Origin of the sequence: Pseudochrobactrum kiredjianiae (assembly GCF_030362795.1) — a bacterium.
Lineage (GTDB): Bacteria > Pseudomonadota > Alphaproteobacteria > Rhizobiales > Rhizobiaceae > Pseudochrobactrum > Pseudochrobactrum kiredjianiae.
This window is the reverse complement of the sequence record NZ_JAUCBM010000005.1, coordinates 256,859-282,260: the sequence shown is the minus strand read 5'-3', so window position 1 is coordinate 282,260 and position 25,402 is coordinate 256,859. Positions and strand designations below refer to the sequence as shown.

General features: G+C 49.7%; 37 protein-coding genes and 3 tRNA genes. 14 read left to right on the top strand and 26 right to left on the bottom strand.

Going from position 1 to position 25,402, the window contains the following annotated elements; all coding sequences use genetic code 11:
- Positions 1-238: 238 nt before the first annotated feature.
- Together QUF18_RS12620 and QUF18_RS12615 are read left to right on the top strand one after the other, a co-directional pair.
- Positions 239-439 carry a hypothetical protein gene (locus QUF18_RS12620; RefSeq protein ID WP_289387502.1) on the top strand — a complete coding sequence of 67 codons (201 nt, stop codon included), beginning with the start codon at positions 239-241 and terminating at the stop codon, positions 437-439.
- A gap of 35 nt (positions 440-474) precedes the next feature.
- Positions 475-723 carry a hypothetical protein gene (locus QUF18_RS12615; RefSeq protein WP_289387501.1) on the top strand — a complete coding sequence of 83 codons (249 nt, stop codon included), beginning with the start codon at positions 475-477 and terminating at the stop codon, positions 721-723.
- Here the strand turns inward: QUF18_RS12615 and QUF18_RS12610 are convergent.
- The 18 genes from QUF18_RS12610 to QUF18_RS12525 all read right to left on the bottom strand — a co-directional run bounded on the left by QUF18_RS12610 (position 720) and on the right by QUF18_RS12525 (position 14,579).
- Positions 720-1,346: a hypothetical protein gene (locus tag QUF18_RS12610; protein ID WP_289387500.1), complete on the bottom strand. Its 627-nt coding sequence runs from the start codon at positions 1,344-1,346 to the stop codon at positions 720-722. The two genes, QUF18_RS12615 and QUF18_RS12610, sit on opposite strands and share 4 nt — an antisense overlap.
- Positions 1,347-3,146, bottom strand: coding sequence for a hypothetical protein (locus tag QUF18_RS12605; RefSeq protein ID WP_289387498.1), 1,800 nt, complete (start codon positions 3,144-3,146; stop codon positions 1,347-1,349). It abuts the gene before it with no gap.
- An 8-nt stretch (positions 3,147-3,154) separates the two neighbouring features.
- A complete protein-coding gene (locus QUF18_RS12600; RefSeq protein WP_289387496.1) occupies positions 3,155-3,334 on the bottom strand; it encodes a phage tail assembly chaperone in 180 nt (59 codons plus the stop codon).
- A gap of 20 nt (positions 3,335-3,354) precedes the next feature.
- Positions 3,355-3,768 (bottom strand): hypothetical protein, encoded by a 414-nt coding sequence (locus tag QUF18_RS12595; protein WP_289387495.1) that lies wholly within the window; start codon positions 3,766-3,768, stop codon positions 3,355-3,357.
- Positions 3,768-4,184 (bottom strand): phage tail tube protein, encoded by a 417-nt coding sequence (locus QUF18_RS12590; protein ID WP_289387494.1) that lies wholly within the window; start codon positions 4,182-4,184, stop codon positions 3,768-3,770. The genes QUF18_RS12595 and QUF18_RS12590 overlap by 1 nt, the downstream gene beginning before the upstream one ends.
- Before the next feature lie 52 nt (positions 4,185-4,236).
- A complete protein-coding gene (locus tag QUF18_RS12585; protein ID WP_289387492.1) occupies positions 4,237-4,701 on the bottom strand; it encodes a gp17 family tail completion protein in 465 nt (154 codons plus the stop codon).
- 2 nt (positions 4,702-4,703) lie between these two features.
- The gene (locus QUF18_RS12580) at positions 4,704-5,045 is read right to left on the bottom strand and encodes a head-tail joining protein (RefSeq protein ID WP_289387490.1); all 342 of its coding nucleotides are present in this window, start codon (positions 5,043-5,045) and stop codon (positions 4,704-4,706) included.
- Positions 5,042-5,413 carry a hypothetical protein gene (locus QUF18_RS12575; protein WP_289387488.1) on the bottom strand — a complete coding sequence of 124 codons (372 nt, stop codon included), beginning with the start codon at positions 5,411-5,413 and terminating at the stop codon, positions 5,042-5,044. The genes QUF18_RS12580 and QUF18_RS12575 overlap by 4 nt, the downstream gene beginning before the upstream one ends.
- Positions 5,414-5,440: 27 nt before the next feature.
- Positions 5,441-6,472 carry a major capsid protein gene (locus tag QUF18_RS12570; RefSeq protein WP_289387487.1) on the bottom strand — a complete coding sequence of 344 codons (1,032 nt, stop codon included), beginning with the start codon at positions 6,470-6,472 and terminating at the stop codon, positions 5,441-5,443.
- Between the two features lie 33 nt (positions 6,473-6,505).
- Entirely contained in the window at positions 6,506-6,859 is a 354-nt protein-coding gene (locus tag QUF18_RS12565) for a head decoration protein (RefSeq protein WP_289387486.1), read from the bottom strand.
- Positions 6,860-6,915: 56 nt separating this feature from the next.
- On the bottom strand, positions 6,916-7,416 hold the full coding sequence (locus QUF18_RS12560; protein ID WP_289387484.1) for a hypothetical protein: 501 nt from the start codon (positions 7,414-7,416) through the stop codon (positions 6,916-6,918).
- A gap of 45 nt (positions 7,417-7,461) precedes the next feature.
- Positions 7,462-8,352: a S49 family peptidase gene (locus tag QUF18_RS12555; protein WP_289387481.1), complete on the bottom strand. Its 891-nt coding sequence runs from the start codon at positions 8,350-8,352 to the stop codon at positions 7,462-7,464.
- Complete coding sequence (locus QUF18_RS12550) at positions 8,349-10,001, bottom strand: phage portal protein (RefSeq protein ID WP_289387479.1); 1,653 nt, start codon at positions 9,999-10,001, stop codon at positions 8,349-8,351. Before QUF18_RS12550 ends, QUF18_RS12555 begins: the two co-directional genes overlap by 4 nt.
- Positions 9,998-10,222 carry a gpW family head-tail joining protein gene (gpW, locus tag QUF18_RS12545; protein WP_289387477.1) on the bottom strand — a complete coding sequence of 75 codons (225 nt, stop codon included), beginning with the start codon at positions 10,220-10,222 and terminating at the stop codon, positions 9,998-10,000. The genes QUF18_RS12550 and gpW overlap by 4 nt, the downstream gene beginning before the upstream one ends.
- Before the next feature lie 11 nt (positions 10,223-10,233).
- Positions 10,234-12,267, bottom strand: coding sequence for a phage terminase large subunit family protein (locus QUF18_RS12540; RefSeq protein WP_289387476.1), 2,034 nt, complete (start codon positions 12,265-12,267; stop codon positions 10,234-10,236).
- 11 nt (positions 12,268-12,278) lie between these two features.
- Positions 12,279-12,959: a hypothetical protein gene (locus QUF18_RS12535; RefSeq protein ID WP_289387474.1), complete on the bottom strand. Its 681-nt coding sequence runs from the start codon at positions 12,957-12,959 to the stop codon at positions 12,279-12,281.
- A gap of 203 nt (positions 12,960-13,162) precedes the next feature.
- Positions 13,163-13,891: a hypothetical protein gene (locus QUF18_RS12530; protein ID WP_289387472.1), complete on the bottom strand. Its 729-nt coding sequence runs from the start codon at positions 13,889-13,891 to the stop codon at positions 13,163-13,165.
- A gap of 88 nt (positions 13,892-13,979) precedes the next feature.
- Positions 13,980-14,579 (bottom strand): hypothetical protein, encoded by a 600-nt coding sequence (locus tag QUF18_RS12525; protein WP_289387470.1) that lies wholly within the window; start codon positions 14,577-14,579, stop codon positions 13,980-13,982.
- A gap of 290 nt (positions 14,580-14,869) precedes the next feature.
- On the opposite strand from QUF18_RS12525, the gene QUF18_RS12520 reads away from it, so the two are divergent.
- On the top strand, positions 14,870-15,217 hold the full coding sequence (locus tag QUF18_RS12520; RefSeq protein ID WP_289387468.1) for a sunset domain-containing protein: 348 nt from the start codon (positions 14,870-14,872) through the stop codon (positions 15,215-15,217).
- Positions 15,218-15,376: 159 nt separating this feature from the next.
- On the opposite strand, the gene QUF18_RS12515 is transcribed toward QUF18_RS12520, so the two are convergent.
- From QUF18_RS12515 to QUF18_RS12490, 6 genes are all read right to left on the bottom strand, one after another.
- Positions 15,377-16,027, bottom strand: coding sequence for a transcription termination/antitermination NusG family protein (locus QUF18_RS12515; RefSeq protein ID WP_289387466.1), 651 nt, complete (start codon positions 16,025-16,027; stop codon positions 15,377-15,379).
- Complete coding sequence (locus QUF18_RS12510) at positions 16,024-17,163, bottom strand: helix-turn-helix domain-containing protein (RefSeq protein WP_289387465.1); 1,140 nt, start codon at positions 17,161-17,163, stop codon at positions 16,024-16,026. Before QUF18_RS12510 ends, QUF18_RS12515 begins: the two co-directional genes overlap by 4 nt.
- Positions 17,160-17,558: a helix-turn-helix domain-containing protein gene (locus QUF18_RS12505; protein WP_289387464.1), complete on the bottom strand. Its 399-nt coding sequence runs from the start codon at positions 17,556-17,558 to the stop codon at positions 17,160-17,162. The genes QUF18_RS12510 and QUF18_RS12505 overlap by 4 nt, the downstream gene beginning before the upstream one ends.
- Complete coding sequence (locus QUF18_RS12500; protein WP_289387462.1) at positions 17,555-17,836, bottom strand: DUF2312 domain-containing protein; 282 nt, start codon at positions 17,834-17,836, stop codon at positions 17,555-17,557. Before QUF18_RS12500 ends, QUF18_RS12505 begins: the two co-directional genes overlap by 4 nt.
- Positions 17,833-18,321, bottom strand: a complete 489-nt coding sequence (locus QUF18_RS12495) for a phage regulatory CII family protein (RefSeq protein WP_289387461.1) — start codon at positions 18,319-18,321, stop codon at positions 17,833-17,835. The genes QUF18_RS12500 and QUF18_RS12495 overlap by 4 nt, the downstream gene beginning before the upstream one ends.
- A gap of 163 nt (positions 18,322-18,484) precedes the next feature.
- A complete protein-coding gene (locus QUF18_RS12490; protein WP_289387458.1) occupies positions 18,485-18,730 on the bottom strand; it encodes a hypothetical protein in 246 nt (81 codons plus the stop codon).
- A 95-nt stretch (positions 18,731-18,825) separates the two neighbouring features.
- On the opposite strand from QUF18_RS12490, the gene QUF18_RS12485 reads away from it, so the two are divergent.
- The 9 genes from QUF18_RS12485 to QUF18_RS12445 all read left to right on the top strand — a co-directional run bounded on the left by QUF18_RS12485 (position 18,826) and on the right by QUF18_RS12445 (position 23,748).
- Positions 18,826-19,458: a LexA family protein gene (locus QUF18_RS12485; protein ID WP_289387456.1), complete on the top strand. Its 633-nt coding sequence runs from the start codon at positions 18,826-18,828 to the stop codon at positions 19,456-19,458.
- A 196-nt stretch (positions 19,459-19,654) separates the two neighbouring features.
- The gene (locus QUF18_RS12480) at positions 19,655-19,873 is read left to right on the top strand and encodes a hypothetical protein (RefSeq protein ID WP_289387454.1); all 219 of its coding nucleotides are present in this window, start codon (positions 19,655-19,657) and stop codon (positions 19,871-19,873) included.
- Positions 19,873-20,145, top strand: coding sequence for a hypothetical protein (locus tag QUF18_RS12475; protein WP_289387452.1), 273 nt, complete (start codon positions 19,873-19,875; stop codon positions 20,143-20,145). Before QUF18_RS12480 ends, QUF18_RS12475 begins: the two co-directional genes overlap by 1 nt.
- 61 nt (positions 20,146-20,206) lie before the next feature.
- The gene (locus QUF18_RS12470; protein ID WP_289387450.1) at positions 20,207-20,401 is read left to right on the top strand and encodes a helix-turn-helix domain-containing protein; all 195 of its coding nucleotides are present in this window, start codon (positions 20,207-20,209) and stop codon (positions 20,399-20,401) included.
- Positions 20,402-20,872: 471 nt separating this feature from the next.
- A complete protein-coding gene (locus QUF18_RS12465) occupies positions 20,873-21,580 on the top strand; it encodes a hypothetical protein (protein WP_374806746.1) in 708 nt (235 codons plus the stop codon).
- Positions 21,577-22,287, top strand: a complete 711-nt coding sequence (locus tag QUF18_RS12460) for a hypothetical protein (RefSeq protein ID WP_289387448.1) — start codon at positions 21,577-21,579, stop codon at positions 22,285-22,287. The genes QUF18_RS12465 and QUF18_RS12460 overlap by 4 nt, the downstream gene beginning before the upstream one ends.
- Complete coding sequence (locus tag QUF18_RS12455; RefSeq protein WP_289387447.1) at positions 22,284-22,478, top strand: hypothetical protein; 195 nt, start codon at positions 22,284-22,286, stop codon at positions 22,476-22,478. Before QUF18_RS12460 ends, QUF18_RS12455 begins: the two co-directional genes overlap by 4 nt.
- 2 nt (positions 22,479-22,480) lie before the next feature.
- On the top strand, positions 22,481-22,669 hold the full coding sequence (locus QUF18_RS12450; RefSeq protein WP_289387446.1) for a hypothetical protein: 189 nt from the start codon (positions 22,481-22,483) through the stop codon (positions 22,667-22,669).
- Positions 22,669-23,748 carry a tyrosine-type recombinase/integrase gene (locus QUF18_RS12445; RefSeq protein WP_289387444.1) on the top strand — a complete coding sequence of 360 codons (1,080 nt, stop codon included), beginning with the start codon at positions 22,669-22,671 and terminating at the stop codon, positions 23,746-23,748. Before QUF18_RS12450 ends, QUF18_RS12445 begins: the two co-directional genes overlap by 1 nt.
- Positions 23,749-23,930: 182 nt before the next feature.
- Here QUF18_RS12445 and QUF18_RS12440 read toward each other — a convergent pair.
- Positions 23,931-24,004: transfer RNA gene (locus QUF18_RS12440), tRNA-Cys, on the bottom strand.
- A 155-nt stretch (positions 24,005-24,159) separates the two neighbouring features.
- The gene (locus QUF18_RS12435) at positions 24,160-24,420 is read right to left on the bottom strand and encodes a hypothetical protein (protein ID WP_289387547.1); all 261 of its coding nucleotides are present in this window, start codon (positions 24,418-24,420) and stop codon (positions 24,160-24,162) included.
- Positions 24,421-24,877: 457 nt separating this feature from the next.
- On the opposite strand from QUF18_RS12435, the gene QUF18_RS12430 reads away from it, so the two are divergent.
- Both QUF18_RS12430 and QUF18_RS12425 read left to right on the top strand, forming a co-directional pair.
- A tRNA-Asn gene (locus tag QUF18_RS12430) sits at positions 24,878-24,952 on the top strand.
- Positions 24,953-25,223: 271 nt separating this feature from the next.
- Positions 25,224-25,298, top strand: a tRNA-Asn gene (locus QUF18_RS12425).
- Positions 25,299-25,402 lie beyond the last annotated feature (104 nt).

Genomic DNA, 25,402 nt, shown 5'->3' with positions numbered 1-25,402 from the left:
TAATTGATTAGATTATTTAGGTTCAAAAGCCTTCCGAAACCGCCATATGAATTAATATTTAATTAACGCATACAAATAAAACACAATTGCATAATATATAATAATATCAAAAAGAAAGCATGTTTACTTATATTCTCCAACGCAAAATTGGAAATATTTAAAAAGTTGTGTGACCTAAAACACATTTTATCAAATCTAAATTTCACACCTATTTTTAATTAATAAGGGAAGAAACGCAATGAATAGAACGATAAAACCGACGAAAGGTATTTCACCTTCACTTGAAAAAACACAATTACATCATTTTCATCAAATTACAGCTAATGAAAAACGACTATTCATCGAACGCAAAAAGTTAGCTGAAGAAATGAAGGATGCGACCAAGCTTGGCAGTATTCTGAAAAGAATTGGTGGAGGATTATCCAGGCATCGTCCCTAAGTAAATATTTCATGCAATAGCACAGGAGAGATTTTATGAGCCATCCGATTCAGGCATCCCTTTTAAAACAGTCTAACAAGAAGCCTTCGGTTTCAATCGCTGAAACTAGAGCTGAGACAACACACAAGATCGCTACCGCCATCAATGAGAGCGAGTATGCAAAAAGAGTTGCAAAAACACTCCGCCTAAAGAATGAACGTCTTGCGCAGGCAGATATTTCAACACCAGCACAGGCAAATAAAGTTAAATCCAAAAATGTGATCAAAAAAGCCAAGTCGACTTAACGACACTCAATTGCCTGAAAATTAATACTGCCCTGACCAGTTCGAGCATCAGCAGTTGTCGATAAAGTACCAGGAACGATGATCATCGGCACTGATGGCCGAACCAGCACAACAGCGTTGCCGACCGCTGTGCCAGGTGCCAGATGCGGTCGAACTTCAAAGTTTGTCGTTGTACCTGTAGGGTTAGCAACCGCACTCTCAAGCACTTGGTATAATTTTGTACCAATCTGCAGATAGTCCCCGGCAGAGATTGAATGCCATACCGGTAATTTATGTAATGTCAGAGATTTATTGTCTGCACCGATACTATCAATCGCAACGCCTGAAACATCACCTATTCCTGCACTGTTCGGATAAGCTATCGGATAACATCGGCTCATAGGCCTTCCCCAAAACAAGCCAACACTGCCATCCAATGCCTTCAATCGTGCCCGCCAAATATCCAGCTCATTAACAGGCAAACTTACAGTTTGAAATGAAGCTTTCCATAGAGGAGTTCCCATATCTTTGACTATGGTCGTTCCACCGGCAGTACGACTAAACTCTTGACGATAAAAGAGATCAAACTCAGTACACCAGCCCGGAAAGTTCGTAAGAATATCCAATGGAGATGTAATAGCCATTTAGAACCTCACATTGGATTTTTGTGCTTTACGCATAGTGGAAATAATGCGGCTTTCCATTTCACGGTTGGTTTTTGCAAGGCCAGCCTCTAATCTGGATACCGCTGCCTGATCTGCACCGCGTGCATCAATCTGATAGACCGGAGCGAAGGAAAAACCACCGCCTCCTCCGGCCTCATCATGAGGAATGATCCGCCCGTGAGAACCAGGCGAAAAGAACTCCTGGCCTTTTTCATTGACCTGATAGAGATTGCCCGGCGTCACACTACCGCCAGCAGCACGTGGCCCACCAAACATCATGCCAAACAAGCCACCAAGGCCCGATGACTGTGCCGTCATTCCAAATAGATTGGCGAGCGGCCCTTGCCCCATGAGTAAAGCTTGTGCCATTTGGCGTAAAAGTCCTGCCAAGGCATCTTTGGCATTGAACGAACCGTCAATGATCGTGTCGATCATACTCATGGAGATGTCAGCCAGATCGAGAGCAGCATCTGCATTGCGACGCAGTTGCTCTTCAACAGCCTCAACTGCCTTTTGCTCACGATAACGCGCTTCAATCAAAGAAGTGATCTGATCACGTTGTTCATCGGTGGCACTGGCACCAGCCTTACGTAGTGCAATTTCTTTATCCCGCGCCTCATCAGAAAGACCGACAAGTTTCAGCTCTTCCTCGAGTGATTTTATAAGCTCATCAATCGCTTTTCTCTCACGCTCAGCATCAGTAATTTTCGCAGCGCGTGACCCGCCGCCTTTGGTCTTGGTATCTGATGGCAAAACATAGGGTGTAACCGCTGGAGGGATATTGGGATTGGTGATTGAGGTCAGCTTGTTGCGACGCTCCAGCTCATCATTGATCGTTTTGAGCTGTTTATCCACCTCAACCATTTCGGTTGTGGCATCTTTGCCGATCCAACTTAACCCCGTGTCCTCCCAAGTCCCTTTCTGCCCTTCAAGCTGCTTACGGCGTGTTTGCAATTGCTGCTGGTTGGCACGTAAAGCCTCGGAGCTGCGCTCTTCCATAGCGCTGAATGAAGAAACGAACACCTGCAATGCCTGATAAGCATTGACAATTGCGCCTTTCAAAGAGCCTGACACCGTATTAGAAATATCCTGGAATTTTCGGTCAACATCAGCGGCTGCTTTGACTACATCTTCAGAGAGAACACGGCCTAGCTCTTCTCCCTCTTTGATTGTCTCAGTCAGCTTATCGCGCCCCTGATCGATCAGAGACACGAATTGCTCACCACCCTGCCCACCCATGATCTCATCAAAAATACGAATACCAGCAGCGGTATCTTTGAGGCGGCGGGTACGATCGATAATTTCCAGCATAAAATCTGCCGGATCTTTGAGCCGTTTTTTGACCTCCTCAGGTGACATACCAAGCTGGGCAAAAGCTTCTGCACCTGAGCCTTTACCGGTCTGGGCATACTCATTGGCTCGTAGGCTTAACTCACGAAATGCATCGGCCATAGCCCCAACCTCAATGCGGTTGGTTTCAGCAACATATTTCATCTGCTGGAAAGATTTGATCGTCAGACCTGCTCGCTTTGCTGCCGTCTCGATATTGCCGATATCAGAGACAATCTGCTTAACGCCCTGAATGGACAGACCGATACCAAGACCAGCCAATGCGCCTTTAACAAGCGACATAGAGCGGTTGAGACCTGCAGATAATTGCGAGAATTCGCGCTGGGAACTACTGGCAGTTGCCTTGGTATCCGAGCGAACACGGCTCATGGCATCATGGAAACCACGGGCATTGGCGCCAATGAACGCCATGATGTCATTGCGGGACATGATACAACCTATCGGATCGATTTCGTGGGGGGATGATGGCGGGCAATTTCTGCCGCCCGCTCATGGGTGATAATGTCTTTTGATCGTTTACCGGTGCGCCCCTCGATGGCCGCTTCAAGCTCAAGCCATGTCGATCGCCAGAATGTCTCAGGTGACCAGCCCAATCCCCCCGTCGCAAGAGCGAGCATTTGTTGTATCTGATCAGTAATTACGAGGGGCTCTGTACGTTTCCCGATTGAGACTTCTCAACCGCTTTTTCCAGCTGGCCGATATGATCAGCCTCACCGCGCTGGACTTTACCGGCATTGATATGACCGGTGAGTGCTGCCGTGATCGCTTTACGGAACGCCGTTTCATCGGCACCGCTCAGTTCTGATATAGCTTTATGAGCCTGTTCCCGAGCGGACTTGTCACCATCCGGATGAATGGTCAGAACACGAATGGCAGCCATAACAGTTTTAGGGTGGAAACCAATAAGGCGGGTATAGAGCAGATCCATCGTATCACAACCGGCAACCTCGCAGAGCGTTGCCAGCCGGCCAAACTCAACCACCAACACCAGATCAGTGTCACCGATCTGACAGGCTGCTTCACCACGTAGTGGATTTGGCAAACCATCCATCACGGTGCCTCAAACGGTGTGAAGCCGACAGTGCCGGTGGCAGACATACGCCCCTGACATTGCAGCTCATTGGTTTTATCACCCGAGAATGTGAGCGAGATCAGGAAATCGGCCTCAAAGGTGCCAACGCCAGGCACGACGATCTGATAGGGCGTCACAATCTGACTGACCGTATCACCGATCATGGCCTTAGAGGCCGCATTGCCGACAAATGCACCATCGATCTGCACATTGATACGCTGAATACCATACATCAACGACAACAGCAGCTTACTGCCGGGATCGGTACAGCTTGGCTTGGTGATATCGATTTCTTCATTGTTGATTTCAAGTGATCGCGCTTCCGTCACACAGACGGACACGAAACTATCCGGCGTCATTTGACGTTTGATCACAAGCTCACGACCTAAAGCCATGGACTTTTCTCCTGATGTTATAGGGGAATGAATGGAAGTGGTAGAAAGCGAATTAGGCAGGCGTTTCCGGTAAACCAGCATAGGTGCGATACATCACATCAAACACCATGCGCCCTGCGCCTAAACTCTGCGCAGTACCCGCATCAATAAAATGGTCGGTCGATGTCAAAATCATATCAATGACCAGCCCATCCAGAGTCGACGGCGGCAGGGCTGTTTCTACAGCCGCTGCCAGCTGATCAAACTCACGTGCGGGGTCTTTGCGGCCTTTGAAGTGAATGACCACATTGATTGTCAGCCGGTGATTGAGGCGTGTACGCTCATCCCCGGTAGTATCATCGTAAACCACACCATCGGGCGAGGTTTGATCACTGGTATAAAGCACGGTGAAGGACGGCAGTTCCTCTTCCGGTACCGCCGTTGAGCGCATAGGAGACACGACACCCTTGGTAGCAGTTGCCACCACCTGCAATCTGCCTCGGATTTTGTCGAGAATTTGCTGTCTGACATGAGCCATGCTTATTCATCCTCATGAAGAAGCAGGCGTTTCATAGCCCGCCCGTCATCAACATGACCGGCAACGACAAAGACCTTGCCAGTCTCTTGGCCGTCATCGCTGCTCAGGATCGTAATCGTATCTTTTTGACGAACACCATCCAGTGCAGTTCCTGAAGCCGCAAAGCTGTAGCTGATACCTTCAAGTCCCATACCCTCAACATCGAGCAGATCGCCTTCCCGAACCTTGCGCAAAATCCCTCGCAAAGCCACAGTGCTATCACCAATGGTAATCCGAGCCTCAACATTGCCAAGGCCAGACACAAAGGCATCCGCCATATCAGAAAAGATCGCGGGGCGGCTCATTGCCCACCAGCATCTTCAACCGCTTGCTCTGCCGCATTTAAACGGGCTTCGGCCTCTTCAAATGCGGTTAGCTCTTCGGCACCCGCATCCGGCTCATCAAGTGCAGCTTTAGCCGTATCATAGGCGGCTTGAGCCTCTTCAACAGCTTTCATCAGAGCATCCAAATCAACGGGTTTTGCTGGTGTCTTTGGTGTTGGCACATCCATCGGTTCACGCGCTGCGCGCACCGCAGGAGCAACCCCAAATAAAACAGCGATTTTATCCGCCTCATCCTGAGGCAGCGTAACCGCTGTGCCAGGTGGCACATCTTTGCCTGCAATGGTCAGTGTCACGGCATAGGCCTGCCGCACAGTCTTTATCTTGGCCATTATAACAATCCTTTCAAAGATGTGTGCTTAGCGAACCATAGCAAAGAGTGAGGCCGAGGCATCACCAGGCACCGGTAGTGGCGCACTTTGTGTCATTAGGAAGGTTGCGGACGGATCTTCGACATTCCACATTTTCGGGAAACGGGTTAATGGGCGTAGCTGAGCTGCAACGTCCTGAATAGCACCATGAGCCATAAAGCCCTGAAACTGGCTTGGCGCGATAATCCCGGCACCAAAGCTTGGCCAAACCTCAATATCGTTGCCCTGATCATCCTGAAACAGCTGGGTATATTGCCAGAAATTAAACTGCCCCACTGAGCCAAGATAGATCGCAACCATATCCTCGGAACCGGCTGCAACTGGCCCAAGCTGCATTTCGCCACCGGCCTGACGGCGATTATCGAGAATGTCGCGGATTTCCGGATCGGTTTGCAAAAGCTCTGCCGCTTCCGCACCCAAAATCACTTCTGTTGCTGCACCACCTGACGTGGTTGCAACACGGGTCGCCCATGAGCGGATGGATTTGCGGATAGAAACGTCTTTTTCACCCCAACGATCTGTGCCTGTCAGAGCAATCGTGTGATTGGCTGGCCGGTTATAATCCACAATCTGGGTTTCGTAATCTTCACCACTGACAATGATCTTGCCGGTGCGCAGCGCTTCGGCCGCCATGATCTCTTCACGGCGCGTCACCTCATCATCCTGATCGGCAAGAATGTCGGTAACAGTCTGCAAATACCGATCTTCCGCAGACATATTGCCATTAAGCGGTTCACCGGGACGGCGGCGGAAACCTTCGCCAGGGCGCACAGTATTTTTCGGCTTCACATAGGCAGGCGTAAATGTTGAGGTTTGACGGCCACGAATGGCGCGTTCTTTGCCTGGTAGCAATGGCGATACAAACGGTGCCACATTGCGACGGCGTTTCAGCTTATCAAACGCGATCTCTTCCGCATCAGACTGAAAGCCATTCGGGAAAAATGTATCGCGGATAAAAGCGGTTGGCCGGTCACGGGATTCAATCACCGTCAGCAGCGCGGTTGTGCTAAATAAATCCATAAGGGTTTTCCTTAAAAACTGTGCCGGATCGGATCAGGCGAGATTGTGCAGATAGAGCGGGGCTGAGGCTTTGCGAAAAGCCCCTTCAACCGTAGCGATCGTGTGACCTGTGCCAAAAACGAGCTTGCCCGCATCAAAACCACCGGATGCATAAGCACCCTTTTGTGTGTCACCAGCCGTGGTATCGACATCAACGGCCAACACCAGTGCGGGAACCTCGGAGCCATCGGTCGCAGCGGATGCCGACAGCAGAAATTTTCCGCTTGCTTCACCCAGCACCGCGCCGCGTCTAAGGACGCCCTGCCCGCCTGCAATGGTCACAGTGCGGACAGCAACAGGGTAATCACCGACGAGCAGGTCGCCGGGCGTGTAAGTTTCAGTGCGCATAGCGCTCTCCTGATAAAATTGAGAATATTGATTGAGGCTCAAAAGCCTAGGCGCCATTAGCGGCGCTGATTGCGGGCTTTCGCATGCGCTACCAGACGTTCATCAGCAGTCCCTGCTGTGCGCTTTGCGCCACCTGACCCAAGTGCTGGAACACGCCCCTGCATACGGCCTGACAGGCTTGGTGCGGTAGTCGATGCACCGGCAGCAAGCGTAGCAAGTCCCTGCTTGGCACTCATATTGGTGTTAAAGGCAATATGAGCCGCCAGTGAAGGATTGCGCTCAGCCAGAGATGAACCAAGAATGGTAGAGTTGCGCTTGCGCTCAGCCTTGCGGCCACGGGCATAGTCGCCCGACTTCTCTTCCTCATCAGCCACAGGCTCATCCTCATCGGCTTCCGGCTGGATTTCTTCATCTTCCTCAGCATCAGGATTTTCCGGATCATCCTCAGCCTCATCAGGTTTCAGATCATCTTCCAGATCTTCCGGCTTGTCTTCTTCAAGACGTTTGCGGGTATTGCGGCCACCAACGGCTGCACGGATAGCGCGAGCAAGCGACATCAGCATCTTCCTTTTGATATTGTTGAGATTTCAGAGATTGTGTTTTTAAGCAGCCATTGCGGCAATGAAGGCTTCAAAAACGTGTTTGGGACGTCCCACCGCATCGGCAAGACCTAAATCGACGGCGGCCTGCCCACGGAATGTATCGGCTTCTGTGGCAAGGGCGGCCTGTGTCGTGAGACGGCTCCCACGAAACCGCGATACAGTTTCGGCAAACAGCACCCGCATGGCTTCGAGGTCAGCGGTAGCCTCTTGGTATTCCTCATCACTCATGGCCTCGAACATACCAGGGCGAGCCTTCTTTTCACCGGCACGCAAAATGGTGACGGCCAGACCCTGATTTTTCGCCCAGCCCGATGCATCAACATGCATCGTGATAACGCCGATTGATCCAGTATAACCGGTGGCAGGAATCACAATCTGACGACAGGCGGCAGCCAAAAGATAAGCGGCAGAACAGGCGTGATCGGTCAGAATGGCGATGGTCGGCTTGGCCTCGGACAAAAGATGAAGCTCTTCCGCACAATCAAAACAGCCATCAACTTCACCGCCGAAACTGTCGATCTCAAAGACCACAGCCTTGATATCATCACGTGAGCGGCAATCGGCAATCTGGATATTCAGCCCTTCATAAGAGGTCATACCGGAGGATTTACCCACCCATGACCCTTTATTGACAAGTGAACCCTCAATCTCGATCACCGCAACATTGCCGACTATTTTGGGGCCGTTGTAAATTTTCTCACCCGTCCACCCGTCACGCAATTCGCGCATATTCTCTGACAACACACCCATTTGCGCTGTGTCAGCCATAGCGATGTTCTGACCCAGCACACGCGGACCAAAGGCACGTGCGATAATATTGGCCTTGGCCTCATGCAGCATCAGTGGCGTATCAAACAAGCGTGCTGCAATTTCCGGCATTGCAAATGTCATTGCGCCTTATCCTTATTCTCTGTCTGCTCTTCCGGTTCGGATTTTGGCGTTTCACTGCCAAAGCGCGAAACAACGCCGGAACTTGCCATCTCACCGGAGGTAACACCGTGCTTGGCAGCAAAGCGTTGTTCACGGGCACGCTGCAGCATGTCTTCTTTCCAGTCGCGCCCTTGTTCCGCTGATTCAGACTCTTGTGTCGAAAGACCGGTTGCCAAACGAATGGCAGCAGCTCTGGCCTCTTTCTCCGGATCAACCCAGCCACGCCCCGACCCGATCCATGCCGCTCTTGCCCATCCGATCGGATTGGCTTCAAACGACACTGCATGAGCTGGTAATTTAATGCGGCGCTGATCAAACACCTCTTCCAGCCATGCCAGATAAATCGGCTGCATAAAGCCATGGGCAAAGCTGGTTTTTCGTGCTGTTAAACCACGCCAGATTTCCAGAATAGCGGCACGTGCACTGGAGTAATTGACCTTTGACCAATCCATTGTCAGCTGCTCATAGGTCAGCCCGACCGCGGAGGCGATATTGCGCATCGCGGCATTTACAAAGACCTCAAACGCAGCATTCGGATGTTCAGACTTGGTGAAAACAACATCTTCACCCGGATTGAGGAAATTGAGCTGTGCGCCTTTCAACCGGATCGGATCAGCTTTATATGCAGCCCCTTGCGCGAAAGCCTGCGCATCGTAAAACGCACTTATAGATTTTGAACTGTCAGTAGAACTGAAACTATCGGCCAACTGATCCATATCGAGCGGCGTTTTGATGAAAGCTGCCATCACCGCATTGAGTGATGCCGCCTGCAACTCGTAATCATTATAGTCCGAGACTTGTTTGAGCTGTTGCAGCACCGATGCCCAAGGGCTGACGCCGCGTGTCATGCCGGCACGATTGGCCTCAAAGGCATGAACGGCAATAGGCCTGCCCCATTCGGTTTCGCGCTCCACCCGATCCCAGGTAAACATATCATGCATCGGACGGGTGATATCGCCCGGATGAGATCGACGCACATGAAACGCGATCGGCGCACCATAAGCATCAAGCTCAACACCATCCCGCAAATATTCCGAATCCATGCCGCCATTCGGATTGGAGATCCGTGCCGGATCAATCACATGGACGCATGTGCCATAACCGGTCACTCCCATCCGAAACGGTAAAACAGCAAAAGCCTCACCATCGCTGAACCGGTGGCGTGCCGCCAATCCTAATAGGCCGGATACGGATTTCGTGCGTTCCGCATCAAACCAGTTGCCCGGATCCGTGGCAACGTCTGCCCATAAGCCCTCGATCTGGTCGCCAATCTCATCGGCCTCATCAGCCGACAGATTAAGTGTGCGGGCATTCGGCTGAGACGATAACCGCCAACCGGAACCAATTACGGTATCCACCAGACGGGAGACACCAGCCGATGCCCAGCCATTGTTACGCACCGCATCATTAACGCGATCGACAACAACATCACGCGACAATGTGAGCGCGGCCTGACCTGAGAATGTACCTGGTCGCCATGCCGCCATTGAGGAATGATCTGAGCCAGCAGCATTATAGGCAGCATTCATCGCATAGCGTTTGCGAGCGTTCATCCTCACTTCAGGTGGCAGCGGATTGCCACCGCTATCCAGAATAACCGGCTCACTCATAGAAACACCACACGGCGTGAGCGCGTACGAGATGAACCACCAAGGCCGAGTTGGTTACGCAGTTCACTGATATAAAGGCGCAACCGCCCTTCATCAGCCGTGGTGAAAGTCAGACTTTCGCCCTGATAACTCAGCTGTACGGTCGTCTTGCCGACAATGAGTTTATGCAGCGCCGTCTCTGCTTCCGTGAGACGCGCCAATAAAATGGTTCTGTCTGTCATGATGTTTCCGATCAGCCACGGCGGTTTGCACGTGCAATTGCACGGGCGATAGCCGCATCAATTAAGGGCGATTGTTTTTTAACGGGCGGCGATTGCGGCACCGGTATTTGCGGTTGCAGCAACTGATCTTCGAGATCAAGCTGTGCCGGTGGCAGCTCTTGAGACAAGCGCTCAGCTAATGCGTCCCACTCATCCTCAGTCCAGTAATTGATGCCAAGACGCAAAGATGCGGCCAGCGATTGATTGAGCATATCCAGCGCTTCATTGCGCTTGCCCGCTGGCAGATCCCATAAGTAATACGGATGACCATCACGCCCTCGATGCTGCACGCGCACTTCCGATGTTGCCTGCTCAAAGAAGTCATCGCCAAGCCCGTGTACAAAATCGATAAATCCGGTCTGCTCCGGATCAACTTTGCGATAAGACCGATAAAGCGCCGCTTTCATCACTGAGGCGTTAAAGTTAAAGAACCGCCGTGAGTATTTGAGTGGCCTGCCTTTTTTGTCTTTTTCTTTTTTGACCTGCGACAGCATCGGTGCCGCTTCACGCTTATCGCCACGCACCATAATCACATCGGTAATTGGGTGTCGGCGTGCCCACTCCCAGACATCTTCTGTGTAGGCGTTACCATCGATGGCAACCAGATCAGCCTTGCGCCGGTTGCCCCAGCAATCGAGCCACTCACGTTTCACCAGCTTCGACAAAGCAACTTGCACGGCTGGCTCAGAAATATGACCAGAATGCGCGGTAAAGCCCGGCAGATTGCGACCGGTATTATCGTCAAACAATCCGCGATCAATCACAACACGGTAGCGGTTTTTGCCATAACCGACCAGCAGCCACTCAACACGATCACCCTGCACGTCAATGCCGATGGTCAGAATCAGCGCTTTAGGTGGTATAATGCCTCGTGGCAGGCCAGTTTGTGCCGCCCTGTCGCGTAACACTTCCCAGCCTATCGATTCACCATCCGTCTCAAATGGCTGGCCGAGCCAGTCATTAAAGAACACCTGTTCAGCACCGGACTTTTTGCCCTTGTCATCCGGTCCGCCACTCTGCACATTCAGATAGGCTCGCGCCAGTGCCTCCCAGCTTTCCAATGGCGAATAGGCAACCCATATATGGAACGAGCGGTGATAGCGTGCCCGTTCCGGATATTTGGCAATCCATTTCGCACCATTTTCAGGGGCAACCATCCATGCGCGGTGATGCTCTTTGATTTCCCCGCCGCATTTAACACAGAAAAAACACGCCTTTTCGGGATGCTCAGGATCAATATGATCGCGCATCTGCTCCCATTCGAGCGGTTGCATCGTATGGCATTCAGGATGCGGGCACGGAACGTGATAGCGCTCCTGTGTACCACGCTCAAAATTCGAACTGATCCGACAGCCTGGTGCAATCAGCGGCGTGGAGATTTTGAGAATTTTCGCATCGATAAAAGCTTTAGAGCGGCTTTCGGCTTGGCTTTCCGGATCGCCCGCATCATTGTTCTGCCATTTCGACAGATCGTCCTGCACCTGTTTGCGCGGTGAGATCATCGACAAACCGGAAGGCGAATTTGCACCCGCTGCCTGAATAGCACCGCGCCCGTCTGCGCGTTCCTTGTAGTGGATCGAATTGCCGCCCTCACGGCTTTTTTCCGGAAACAATGCAGTCAATGCTGTGGTCGCACGGATCAGCGGCATCAGCTTTTGTTTTGACCAACGCGAGGCGTTTTCCTCAGTCGGATGCACATAGAGAAAATCGCATGGCGCCATATCCATGGTACCGAGTGTAAAGATATTGGCGAGTACGGTGCCGCCAACCTGCGCCGATTTAGCAATTGTCACAATCCGGCACGGGTCTTCCGGTGAAATCGCTTTCAGGATTTCCGAAAAGAACGGGAACAGCGCCTCATTATAGGGACCTGGAAACTGCGTAATGCGATCGGAAAAGACAATATTCTGTTTTGCCCAGCTAAGATAATTGACCGGTGGCGGCGGCATAGTCTCCTGCGCCAATATCGAATAGGTCAGCCATGAAGGATTGCAGAGCAGTGTCATAAACCGACCATTCAATCATCGTTGTGATCCTCATCATCTATGATGTCCGGATCGTCTTGAGTTTGCGGCTCTGCTGCCTGTTGCTCGGCAAACCCCTGTGCCGCCCGTTCGCGCACCTTGCGATAGGCTTGCTGCAAGTGATGCAGTATATCGCGTTGGGGTAGTTCAAACTGGCCTGCCAAATGCGTGGCCATATCTGCCAGCCCGCCTTCCATGACGCGGTAAGCCATAGCAACAGCCCGGGTTATTTCGGATCTGGCCTCATCGGCCAGTATAAACCGGCCGGAAGCAAGCGCCTCTTCACGCTTGGCACGCGCCGTTTGAATCTTGGCCTGATCAAGCTTTTCACGCGCAATTTGGTCTGCAACCAGATCACTTTGTGACTGGAACGTCTCAGGTAGGCGTTTCTCGGTCTGTTGCAACAACGGCACATCAGAAGGCTGGGCATTCGGTGAAACAGCAATCCGCGTGGTCAGTCCGTTCATGCCGACACGTTGCGCTACATCCAATCGGCCATTGAGCTGACGTTTGGCACGATCGACAACAATCCGTGCACTGCGCCCCTCGCCCTGCAAAGCATCCGGCCCGATTTGACCCGAGGCGATGTATTGCGAGATCCGGCCAGCAGAGACATTGATCAGCTTCGCAAACTCACCTTTGCTCATCGTCTGATCTGCATGAATGTCCGACATGATTTTCCCTGCAACAACAGCCGGAATTTTAATTCCCTGATTTGAGTGCTAACTTTAGCGTCTGACTTTAGTTCTTTAGCCTTCGACTTTAGGCTTCATTTTCCGGCTCAGACTGACGAACACTCGCGGTGCGAAATACCCGTGATCAAGATTGGTCAGGAAGGACCCGAAATGTTGAGAAAGGCCTGCCCCACCGGATTGACCTATTCGCGGCTCAGCTTGCCGATCGCTTCCGCGAAATATCTTGCAAAGCGTTCTTCTGCCACCCGCTGCACTGTCTCATGAAAGTTTATCGTTCGGGTGTAAGAGCGCATCCGTACAAACAACAGCATCGGCTTGATTGAATTATCGATCGGGTTTCGCTGCCATACCCCCGGGTGCAAATGCGATCCCCGTTCTGGCACAAAGAACCGTGCGTTCTTATAGCGAGCATTGCGCTTGGTGGAGGCCTCGGTACGCTTACGGTTATAACCTGCTGTTCGTTCCATAATTTGCAAGTCAGCCAAAATGCGAACGATCAGTGCCACGCGAACATTGCCATATTGATCTAACGGACAATCCCTTGCTGGCACGGCATAAAGCCCCTTGGCCATATGGCCTGCACTGATCAGCTGTCGTTCGAAAGATTTAAGATTGCGCTGACCACCAAAGAATTGCGGTGTCAGATAATTGGCCGGTGGCGTTGAGTTCTTCGCCCATGATTTACCGGCGATGATAACAGCCGCTGATGGTTTGGAGCTGCTGGCCTGCTCATAGGCAACACCCCGTTTTGCGAATGGTGTAACCCGATCAAGCTTTGCTTCCATCTCATCCTGCACAGCCAAACGGCCAACAGCAGCAGTGCGGTTCAAAGCAGTGATCGTGGCTTTCGGTATTGTCTCACGCTCAAACCGATCTAGCTCCTGCTCCCATCCCTTTGTATCAAAGTTCATGAAAACAGAAGTGCCATCATGGGTAGATAGCCCACTCATTGAAGATGTGACATGCAACATGAACTTTTTCCAATGAGCGGTAGTTGAATTAATCAGAGGTCAAATCGACAACATACTTATAAGCTGGCTCTTTTGCATTGAGGACAATAAGCTGTAAGGAACCAGATGATAAAGCCTTATAACCACCGAACTCAATCATACTATTCAAAACTCTGAGATTCCGCTGAACCAAGTTCATAAAGCTCTGATGACGATTTGATACACCATAGTCATCTTCTTCCGAACTGATACGGAACTTATGCAATTCGCTATACTGAAAATTATCTTCTATATATTTTTCGCATTTAGAGTACCATTTCAGATACTCATCTTTCTCAACATATTGTGTCGAGATTTTAAGCTGTAGCGCCTTACCTTCTCTGTAAAGCTCACTAAGAGTTTTGACGTTTTTCTCAGAATCCAAAATATCTTGAGCTGTATTAATAGCGTATTTCAGGTCCTGCCTTTGGTATCTGTCCAACAAGACCGGAGCATAAAAAAGATCAATAATAAAATTGATAACCCCAGCCCCAAAAATAGAAATAATGAGGGCACCAGTTGTTCCAATCTGTTTATTGAAATCATCTAAAAAAGGGAAATAATACAAAACAGCAAATAATACCGTTGTCTGTAAAATGAATCCAATCATCTTCGATTTCCCCTCTCGGAGTCGCCGAACCCACAAACGACAAGCATATTTAAAAACACGAATATAATATCCCATAGATACAATATTCAGCGATTCTTTTATTTATGTAAGTCCGAAGAAAGTTTGACTGTTCCAAATCATCGTTTCAACATCAGTGATATGTTTATGTTTCGCATATAGCTTCTCATAGTGGATGCAACAGCTTATCGGCGAGTGACTTGCAACATAGCATTTAACCATCATTTCAACTTGAAATTGCTATACAAACTAAATCTGCTTAGCTGATAAACATGGATAAGAACAAGAACTTCGCATTAATATTATCAGGTGCAATTGTCGTCGCAGCGAGTATTGGTGCGCTAACTGCTAAATATGGTCAGACCGTTTACACCAGTGCATTATCTCTGGGTAAGCAGTTCACAGCTGATGCCGAACAGCCATCCATCCCAGCAGCGTCGATAAGCCCTCAGTCATGCGAAATTAAAGGGAACACCAGCCTTAATACCGGAGAGCGTATCTATCATGTCCCCGGGCAAGAGTTTTATGACGATACAGTCATTCGTACTGAATACGGCGAACGTTGGTTTTGCACAGAAGCTGAGGCTAGAGCCGCAGGTTGGAGAAGAGCTAAAAATTGATTTTTTCATAGCTTCGCACTGGGGGAGAAGCGGTTGCCGAATTATCGGTCGCTTCTCCGGGATCCGCAGGGAGCTCACTGCGGCTAATGCCGACTTACACCGCTCACCGTCTCGGAAGCATTACGCTTCACAGTCTACAGGTCGTCCCTTCTCATAGGGCTATGCCGATTTGATTAAATTGGCAAGAGGCACTTCTATTGTCCGCTCTTGACCGAATATGAAGGCAAGCACACGCGCTGCTCTGGTTCCGACATAGCCTTCTATCACCCCCTCAAAAACACCTGCGGAGCCAACCGGAAACGATACACGCTCACCGTTGTTGTATCGAGAAAAATTCTTTAAATCATTAAATGAACCAACATCTGTCAAACATCTGAGATCATTCATATATTTATCACTTACAACAATTGCACCATGCTGTCCGAAAATGAGAGAAATCGCCCCGTCAACACGTGATAAACCGACCCAACTTTCAACACATGGGACTACTCTTACGAACAAGTATCCATTGAAAACCGGCACCTCAATTTGCTTTGAACGACGTGTATACTTGACTGAACGCGCCTCTGATTTCACAGGCAACCAGGTCTCAATACCAAAGTTACTCACCGATTGGCTAACAGCTTTCTCTTGTTTGTTCGCAGTTTTGAGAACGAACCACTGTTTTTCTGAGCGCTCAGTACCGGCAGCAATAGCCAAAAACTTCTCCTGCATCCGCATTTTGATGCGATCCGGATCGCGTTCATCCAGCTGTCGTGCCGTTTCCAAGATACGCGCTTCCTCAAATGGTCTGTTATTTGGCATCATCATTTTTCAATTCCTCGCAACAGAGCCTGTAATTCTTCCAATGCCTCAGGACCGCCTTCCGGCAGATAGACGTATTCCACGGTTCCAGTGTTAGGCAGCCAAGGCCAACCATGCACTGCATGAGCAGCAACCCACGCTTGCCACAGATCTCCACCAACCTTCACCGCAGTCATGCGCTCAGCCATTGCCTGCAAATAGGCAGGAACAAGCGCACCGCGTCTGCCAGCAGCACGTTCAAACAAATCATTCACTGCCGGAAATCCAAATTTAATCTGTTTCTCAGCTAGCAAGTGTTCAACTGAGAAAGTACCAGCTTCAACCATGCGCTGCTCCAACGCCGTCAGCTGACCGACATGAGTGACACCGGCTAGTAACAGCTCATAAACCCGTGCCGCCCACATCTTGCCGAAGGGCGCAGCCTGTGCCGGAGCATTGGCAGCAACTTGAGCCGGAGCTGGCAGCTTTTCCCAACGCTTTTCGCACAGATAAACAGCAAACGAACAGATGTGCTTGCGCCCTGTTGCCCGTGATGCCTCGACATAGCGGCCGATTTCTTCACAAGCCAACTGCCGCTCATCAATCGAAAGGCTATGCCATGCCCGATATGCCCCCGGCTCGCTGTCTGTCAGCCAAGTTGGCCAGGACGAGAAAGCTTTTTTGAAAGCCTTTTCGTTCGCTTTGCGAGTTTCCTTGCTTTCCGGTTCGCTCCCGCGCTCTCTCTCAGTTACTGGTTCTATTACTGGTTCCCTTACAAGGTTAGTGTCCGAATTCCGGACACGGCTTTCGTCATTTTCCGGACACGGCTCCAGCTGTTTTCCGGACACGGCTTCCCCCTGCCCGTGTCCGGATTTAGGACACGGAAAATCAATCTGAAAAGCGAAACGGTAATAGGTGGAAATCTGTTTTCTGGAGTGCCTGTCACGGCGCTGTTCACGCAAAATCAAACCCGCCTGTTCTAAAACAGCCAAGTGATCATTCAAAGCAGAGCGCGACATTTCACAATCATTTGCGAGCGTATCCTGACTAGGAAAGCAGCCATGATCTGGGTGATACCGGTCGCATAAGTGCCAGAGAACCAATTTTGTCGCCGGTTTAAACCCACGCTGTTTCAGAGCCCAACTGGTAGCGTCGTGGCTCATTGTGCAGCCCTCCGCAATTCACGTAAATTTCGCCCCATCGCCGCCCGTTTGCGCCGATAGACCTTGACCCCATACAAAACTGTAGTGTGATCGCGATTGCCCATGCGTCGCCCGATCTGGGAGGATGAAAGCTCCGTCACGCGCCAAGCCCAATAATAGATAGCCTGCCGCGCCATAGATACTTCACTATCGCGGCGTGGGGAGCGCACTTCTGTCAGACTGACATTGAACACACGGCAAAGCCGGTGCGCGATCTTATCAAGACGCGGCCGATAGCCCTTATCGCCAGGCATTTGTCCAATCAGAGCCGCATCATTGACGACGGATGCAATAAATCGCTCGAATTTGACGGTCGTTGCATTACGCATCGCAATAACTGCAGGATTAAAACTCATAGCAGCCCCCGAAATAAGGGCATACCAAGCGCGTCAGCATAGAGTTGCACCATTGCCTCCTCTTCCTGCCGCTCATGATCTTCTTTTTTCCGCATTCGGATGATCGTGCGCACCGCTTTTGTGTCGAATCCGGAGCCTTTCAGTTCCGCAAAAACCTCTTTGATGTCATCGCCAATGGTTTTCTTTTCTTCCTCAAGACGTTCAACACGCTCAATAAAAGCGCGTAGCTGCCCAACAGCAATTGTCTGGGCGCTGTCGCTGGTAATATCGCCGCTCATACGTCACCGCCTTTAGAGGTTGCGCCATCAATCTTGTGTTGGAATGCCCGCAGCATTTGCACAGCTTCCTCAATTTCAATATCAATTTGCTGCTTTTCACGGGGCGTAATCGCGCCGTCCGAAATTGCCTGTGCATATTCCTGCATTACATCAGACACAGACTTACTCAGACGGGACATATCCCCGATATCCGGCAAGGTGCTGCCAAAATCCTGATTGCCAAGGGACACCAGCTTAAAACCAAGCTGCATGGCCATAATGGACAAAATGCCGTTCGAGCGCGTGTCGAGCATCAAATCCATCGCCACATCAATCGGCATATGGTTGATCGCCTCATCAGGTGCGCCATAACGAGATAGCGCAGAGGCATTAACACGCGTCACCTTTTCAAAAGCAGAAACGCCACCGGCCATTGGCAGCAAACGGCGCACGGCTGCTTTCAACGCCTGCCTGTCATGCTCAGTTGTCGGGCGAATTTTCACCATGCGAAAACCTCATAAAAAAGACCTGCCTTCGCGCTTACGAGGGCGAAAGCGCAAAGGCAGGCCAGCATCTGCCGTGGTAGGAACCGGCAGAGATCAGAGAAAAAACGAGCGAGTGATTTTCGGTGACAGCCGCACTGCTGTCGTGTTTGGTGAGGAGGCACAGTCATTGCACCACCTCATCAATCGCAGGACGATAAATATCCTCAGGCCAGACTGCATGTTCAGGCCAATTTAGGGAGAACCAACGCATCGCTTCATTGAAACGCGAAACTGTAATATCCGCCCCCTCACGCAACGCGGATATTTTTTTTCCATCAGAGAATACACGGCTACTCACCGTACGATCCTCAACTCCGGTGGCTTGGCGATAAATATCAGCAAGCACTAAAAGATTGCGAATGTTCAACATGCCAAATACTTCGGTTAAATTACCGAAATTGTCAAGTCATCACTCGGTAAACGTACCGATATTATTTCAGCATCACCTTCGGTAAAATAATCGACATGCTTAAAGATATTTTGGAACGTATAGATAGAAGACTCTTGGCTGTTGGCCTTGCTGAATCGAAAGCGGCAAAGTTGGCAGGACTAAGTGATTCAGCAATTAGAAATATGAGACGTGCCGTTCGCAATGGAAAAGACCAAGGCGCCTCAATCAAAACCATTGAAGCAATTGCTCCGATCCTAAAAACCTCCAGCACATGGCTGCTGGACGGAACAGGCAATGAAGAAGGTGACTATCACCGTCCAAGCATGCTCGATATCCCCTTAATCTCATGGATCAGCGCTGGCGAACTATCTCATCAAGATGCTGCCATCCACTTTGACGAATTCCCAACAATACAAGCAATTAACCTACCAGAGGGTGACTGGATCGCCTTACGCGTCAGCGGTTCTTCCATGAATAAGATTTCACCGCCGGACTCAATTATTCTAGTAAATCGCGCTGACAAAAGACTTGTTGCTAACGGATGCTACGTAATAGCCGATGAAGCAGGGCAAGCAACCTATAAAAGATACCGCCCAAATGAAGACCCACCATTTCAACCTGCATCCTACAAAGACACCCCAGCACCGAAGCTAGATGGCGCGATAAAAATAGTTGGTAGAGTTCGCCGATCCATCATTGATATGTGAACGACACCAGCTTCAACATTACTCCGTAAAAGACAATCATTTCATTGATTTAGATTATTACATTAATTATGCGCGCCTTTTGTTTCGGTAATTTTACCTAATCCCTATTGTAATTAGGTTAATTTACCGATATCTCTATAACCAGGTCGAACGAATAGTCGTTCATATAACCTGATAATTTATAGAGGTTGTAATTATGATCATTTATCAAACACACCCCGCCCCAGCACCCACAACATGGGATAAGCTGACTGTATCTGAAATGGCCGCGACTATGCAGGATATGGATGCTGCAGGCGATCCGGTAACGCCTGACAATCTCAGACTGCGCGGCTACTCATCCGAAGATATCACTCGCTACGGGCTTAAAGCCGCCCATCTCGCACGCAAGCTTTCGGTAAAGCAGGTGATGTAATGAAAACAACACCAAGCGATCACGACAAACAGTGCGAAGCTTGTGGCGAGAGTATTTCAGAAAGTACCCCACATTACGTCGTACAAGACTACTGCCTCTGCGAAACATGTGCGCTGACATATCAAAACATGATCGACACACCAGGATGTTTTATTAATAACAACAATGAAGAAATGACGGCGGAGGAAGCTCATGAATTCGTCAGTGAGCATCTGCAAATGGGCGGCGAACTCTCAGACAAAGTTCTGAATTTCGGTATCACCCTACAATAACCAACCCCAACAACCAGACACTGCCACAACTGCCGCACTTTCCGGCAGAAGGAGAATTTGTATGCAAATTAAGGTCAATATTAAAGCCCGTATGGCTGAAGCAGGCATCCGTAGCCGTGAGCTTGCTCCAATCCTCGGCATTAGCGAACCAAACACCTCCCTACTGATTAATGGCAAATTCAAAACCATTTCATACGAGCAAATGGTCACACTTTGTAAAACTCTAGCTGCCAGCCGAACGATCTTTTTGAGCTAGTGCAATGACTAGTGAGCCTTGTTTCAATTGTACTTTACCGGACTGCGATAGCACCTCCGATCAATGCAAATTGCGGATCGCAGCACGAAGCGCTCACAAAAAACGCAAGCACAAAAAATCATCAAAAATCACCGAAACCGAACGCGCCAGTAGCGCCGCCCTTTTCTTAATGTGGCGGCTGGAACGCGATGCACAACGCTCAGAGGTAGCATCATGCTAACAGCATCCCAGAAAGAGCTGGCACGGCACACACTTGGCCTGCCCAATCCTAAGCGGACGACTTATCGCAACCGATTTGTTTGTCAGGAAGATCACAAAGACTGGCAGGATATGGTTGCCAATGGTTTGGCGACCATGCGCCGTGGTGAAACCCTGCCGTTTGGCGGCGCTGCTTGCTTTTACCTCACCCGCAAAGGTGCAGAGGCGGCATTAGAGCCACGTGAAAAACTTTGTTCTGATACTTTTCCAGTCATTCGGACAGCGCCAATCCTGTTCAGCGCACCAATGATCCGCGCCCTTTATAATGGCCGAAAGACACAAACGCGGCGCATATTGAAGCCGCAACCCACCGATGCAAATTCTAAGTTCCGCGGCTTTGCAGGCGTATCTGACACGAAGGCTGTCTTCACATCTGATTTTCCTGCACAGCCTGAAACGGTTCGCTTGCCTTACTCAGTCGGTGATCGCCTTTGGGTACGCGAGTCATGGCGATGTAATAGTTGGGCAGCGGACGTAGCCACGATCTTTTACAAGGCACATGAGAACTGCAGCTACACCGAAATGCACGAGCAGTTTCCAATTGCCGGACAAAAGGGCATCGCGCCTTCGCAATCATGGAAACCATCTATCCATATGCCGCGCTGGATCAGCCGCCTCACTCTGACAATCACTAATGTGCGCATTGAGCGCCTGCAGGACATTTCAGAAGAAGATGCGATGGCTGAGGGCATAACAATGACCCTTGAGGATAGCCCTGCATGCGCATGGTTTTCCGGCATACACACCAACACAAATTTGGCACCTGAAAATATGGATGGCTGGCACTTCAATGATGCTCAGGCAGCTTTTCAGGATCTTTGGAACAAGATCAATGGCGCCAATGCATGGGACGCGAACCCATGGGTAATTGCCCTCACCTTTACCGTTCAGCATGGCAACATTGACGAGGTAGCAGCATGACCGAGCAATCCAAACTTGAATGGACTGAATACAAAAGCCGTTTTCGCGCAGTCACCCCCTATGGTACATACTGGGTAGATAGGCATACAGGCAGTACAAGTTATCAGCTTATCTGTGGCACGAACCCATGCTGCGTGATGTTCTCTAGCCCACAGGAAGCCAAAGACTGCGCCCAGATGATCCATGACAAGCCATCCAGCCGAGATGAATGGTTCAATCTGTCGGATGTTGAGCAGGCACCGTACCATGCGCCGCTAGACCTGCCTGAGCTGCTGCGAACATATGAAACCCTATTGGCCGGTGACAACCTGCCGGAACGCATTGCAGTGCAGACCGTGGATCTACGGGCTTTGCTCGAGGCAGCCAAGCCCGTTGACGCGGCTGCGTTGGCACAGCATCTACTATCGACATGGGATCAGTGGTTTTCATGCGAGCGCAATGATGAAGATACACACGAAACAGCCAACAACCTTATGCTCGCTGCATGCTTTTCAGCAGTAGCTTACGATGATGCTAAAACATCACCAATCGGTGCTGACAAAGCAACTGTTGATTTGCTTCGTATATTTTTAATCACACTGATTGACGAAAACAGCACTGAGCTTGACCCATACCGTACGAAAAATCGTCAGAAATCTGCCGCCGTCACCAATGACGGACGTTCTGAGCCTTTGTCGTCCGCCTCGACCTCGGAGGCAGGACGATGAAGCTGACTGTGCGACAGCGTGAACTGCTGAAACAAGCTGAATATTGCGGCGGGGAAACATTCGCTGATGGATTGCGAGAAAACCATACTGCTCGGACATTAGAAAAGCGAGGGTTAATACGCCTTGGTTTTCACAGCGAAGTAATTATTACCCCCACAGGCCGCGCAGCCTTGGCGCAAGGAGGTGATTAAGCATGGATCATAAAGTCGAGAGAGAAAAAGTGCGCTACACCCGCGCGCAAATCCGCAGTGCGGCGATCATTGCCAAAGAACAAGGTGTGAGTGTGCGATTGGAGGCCGATGGCTCTTTATCGGTGCAACCTGCACCGCTCACAGATACCTACCCACTTTTAATTGAACAGAAAAACATAGTGCGGCTGTAATGACCAGATTGAGACGCAAACTCCCACCGCATGTTGTGCGTGAGGTGAGCCGCCACGGCAAAGTGAAATATTTTTACAGGATCGGGAAAGGTCTGCGTGTACGCCTTCCCGATGACCTGAATTCACGGGAGTTTAAAGAAGCCTATAAACAAGCTGTTATGGGGTATAAAATTGAGGAAGCCCCACGCGGTATTCCTGCCGCGCCCTACAGCTTGCGATGGCTTATTGACCGTTATCGTGAAAGCTCCACCTGGAGGGCATTTTCGATTGCGACATGGCGCCAGAGAGAGAATATTTTTACTGAGGCAATTAAACGCTCAAATAACACGCGCTACACGGCAATTGACCGTCGTTCGATGGTTATGGCCGTTGAAGCACGAGCAGAAACACCTGCTCAAGCTAATCACTTCCTGAAGGCAATGCGCGGCCTGTTCAGTTGGGCACTCCAAAATGATTATGTGACTATTGATCCGACTGCTGGCGTATTGCCGTTAAAATACAAAACTATTGGCTTCGCGCCCTGGACAATGGAAGATCTGCTACAGTTCTATGATCGTTGGCCAGTTGGAACAAAAGCTCGCCTCGCGGTAGAATTGCTACTGCATACAGGATTGCGCCGGTCTGACGTTGTGCGAGCTGGCCGCCAGCACATGCGCGGCGACATTTTCAGCATCGCAACACAAAAAACAGGCTCTCAAATTACCGTTGAGTTTCCCAAGGCACTGCTGGATGTTATTTCCGTGACTGAAACCGGCACCACTACATTTCTCATCAGTGAATCTGGCAATGCATTTGAAACTGCAAGCTTTGGAAACTGGTTTAGAGACAGATGTAATGATGCAGGAATCAATAAAAGCGCTCATGGCTTGCGCAAACTTTCGGCCACACTATCGGCGGAAGCCGGTGCAGCCACGCACGAACTCATGGCGCAATATGGCTGGTCGAATGTGAAACAGGCAGAACTCTACACTAAAGGGGCAGACAGAGTGCGCCTTGGAATTAAGAATTCAAGACGCGTAGCTGACCAGATTGAAAGCGAAATCGCTCTTACTCGCTCAAGAAGTAAAGTTAAAAAATAATACAACTTAAAATTGGATATACTCAGACATGAAATGCCAGCTAAAAACCGTGGCTGGCTTTTTTATTTACGGATTTTATGAGATTGGAAATCGGTTTTTAAGAAGTACTTTGCCCTCACCTTGACGACAAGTGAGGGATTTAACCCAAATAAATCATATATAACAGTGATTTAGGATTAGGATGGAGGCCTCGCCCGGAATCGAACCGGGGTGCAAGGATTTGCAGTCCTCTGCGTAACCACTCCGCCACGAGGCCATCCGTATGTGGTTGAGTGCTGAATATGTTAAGCTGCATGACTCGTCAAGTCTCCCTGACACGCTTTCTGCGAAAATTTAAATTTTCCATCAAAATAAAGCAGATAGCCGCTATTTTGTTCACAGCCTCTTCGTCATTTACACCACTCAAATAGTTTATTGAGACTTAGATGCCTTTTCTGCACGTTTGCGCGCCCTGTATTCACGCCAACGACGTAAGATTCCGACCTCAGATTTGCGTCTGATCCGCCTGATCCGACTGGAATCACGCGAAAGAATGATTAATCCTAGCGGCAACATCCAGACTCCAAGCACTGGCAAAAAGCTAAATATGCCTCCGACAACCAGACCACCGCCTAAAGCTCGTCTTAACCAGACAGATTGCGGCAAAGGAATCGACTTTCCGAACAGTTTGATCCGATGCGCACCATTGCTCGCGCTATCAGCCCTCTGCTTTTCTGCAGCATCATCAATATCACTATCCGATTTTAGCAATCTGTCTGCCCTGCTTTCATTTCAAAGCTCTCTAATCAACTTTTCTATATAAGAAGCATTTCTCCTGATAAAACACCGTCATGGGCGAAATCGTACTTTCCCGTTCAAAAGTCAGTTTTCCAAAAAACAGATTCTAATGCGCCTTCTATAAGATGCTGATTCCACTCATTTTTACGTAGAGATACTTAAATCAGACGACTTTAAGATGCCAAAACCATCCAGCCTGTGGATAGAAAAGCATATTATTCCAGCCTTAAACGCCGAAAATACGTATCTTCACAATAATTCCGCTAAAAAGTTGATAAAAAAGCGAAAAAGGGCTTGGCAAAACCGAAAATCATTTGCTATACGCCAAATCGCTGAAAGCAAGAGCACCTGTTCCTCGGTAGCTCAGCGGTAGAGCAACCGGCTGTTAACCGGTTGGTCGCTGGTTCGAATCCGGCCCGGGGAGCCACTCTTTACTCGTAAAGAGCGTGCAAATTTTTCAAACTGAAAATATCAAAATTTACTCCCTTTATGGGAATTACATTCGTTTCCATTTCCACATCTAAATATCTGAAATAAATGATATTTATCATTCTATATCGCTGTTCGGACTCCGCGAATAATCAGAAAAAGCATTTCCTGTCATAAATCTGGTTTTTTCCTGTAGAATATCAAAATAAGGGCTTGGCAAGAGCATTTTGCGTTGCTATACGGCTGTCATGCAAATGCAGAGCAACTGTTCCTCGGTAGCTCAGCGGTAGAGCAACCGGCTGTTAACCGGTTGGTCGCTGGTTCGAATCCGGCCCGGGGAGCCAACTCTTTTCTAAGAGTTTAGTCTGTTACTTTTTCCGAACTTAAATTCAATAGCACATTATTCGCTTTGTGCTATTTACTGCTACGCAGCAATATTCGCTTCACT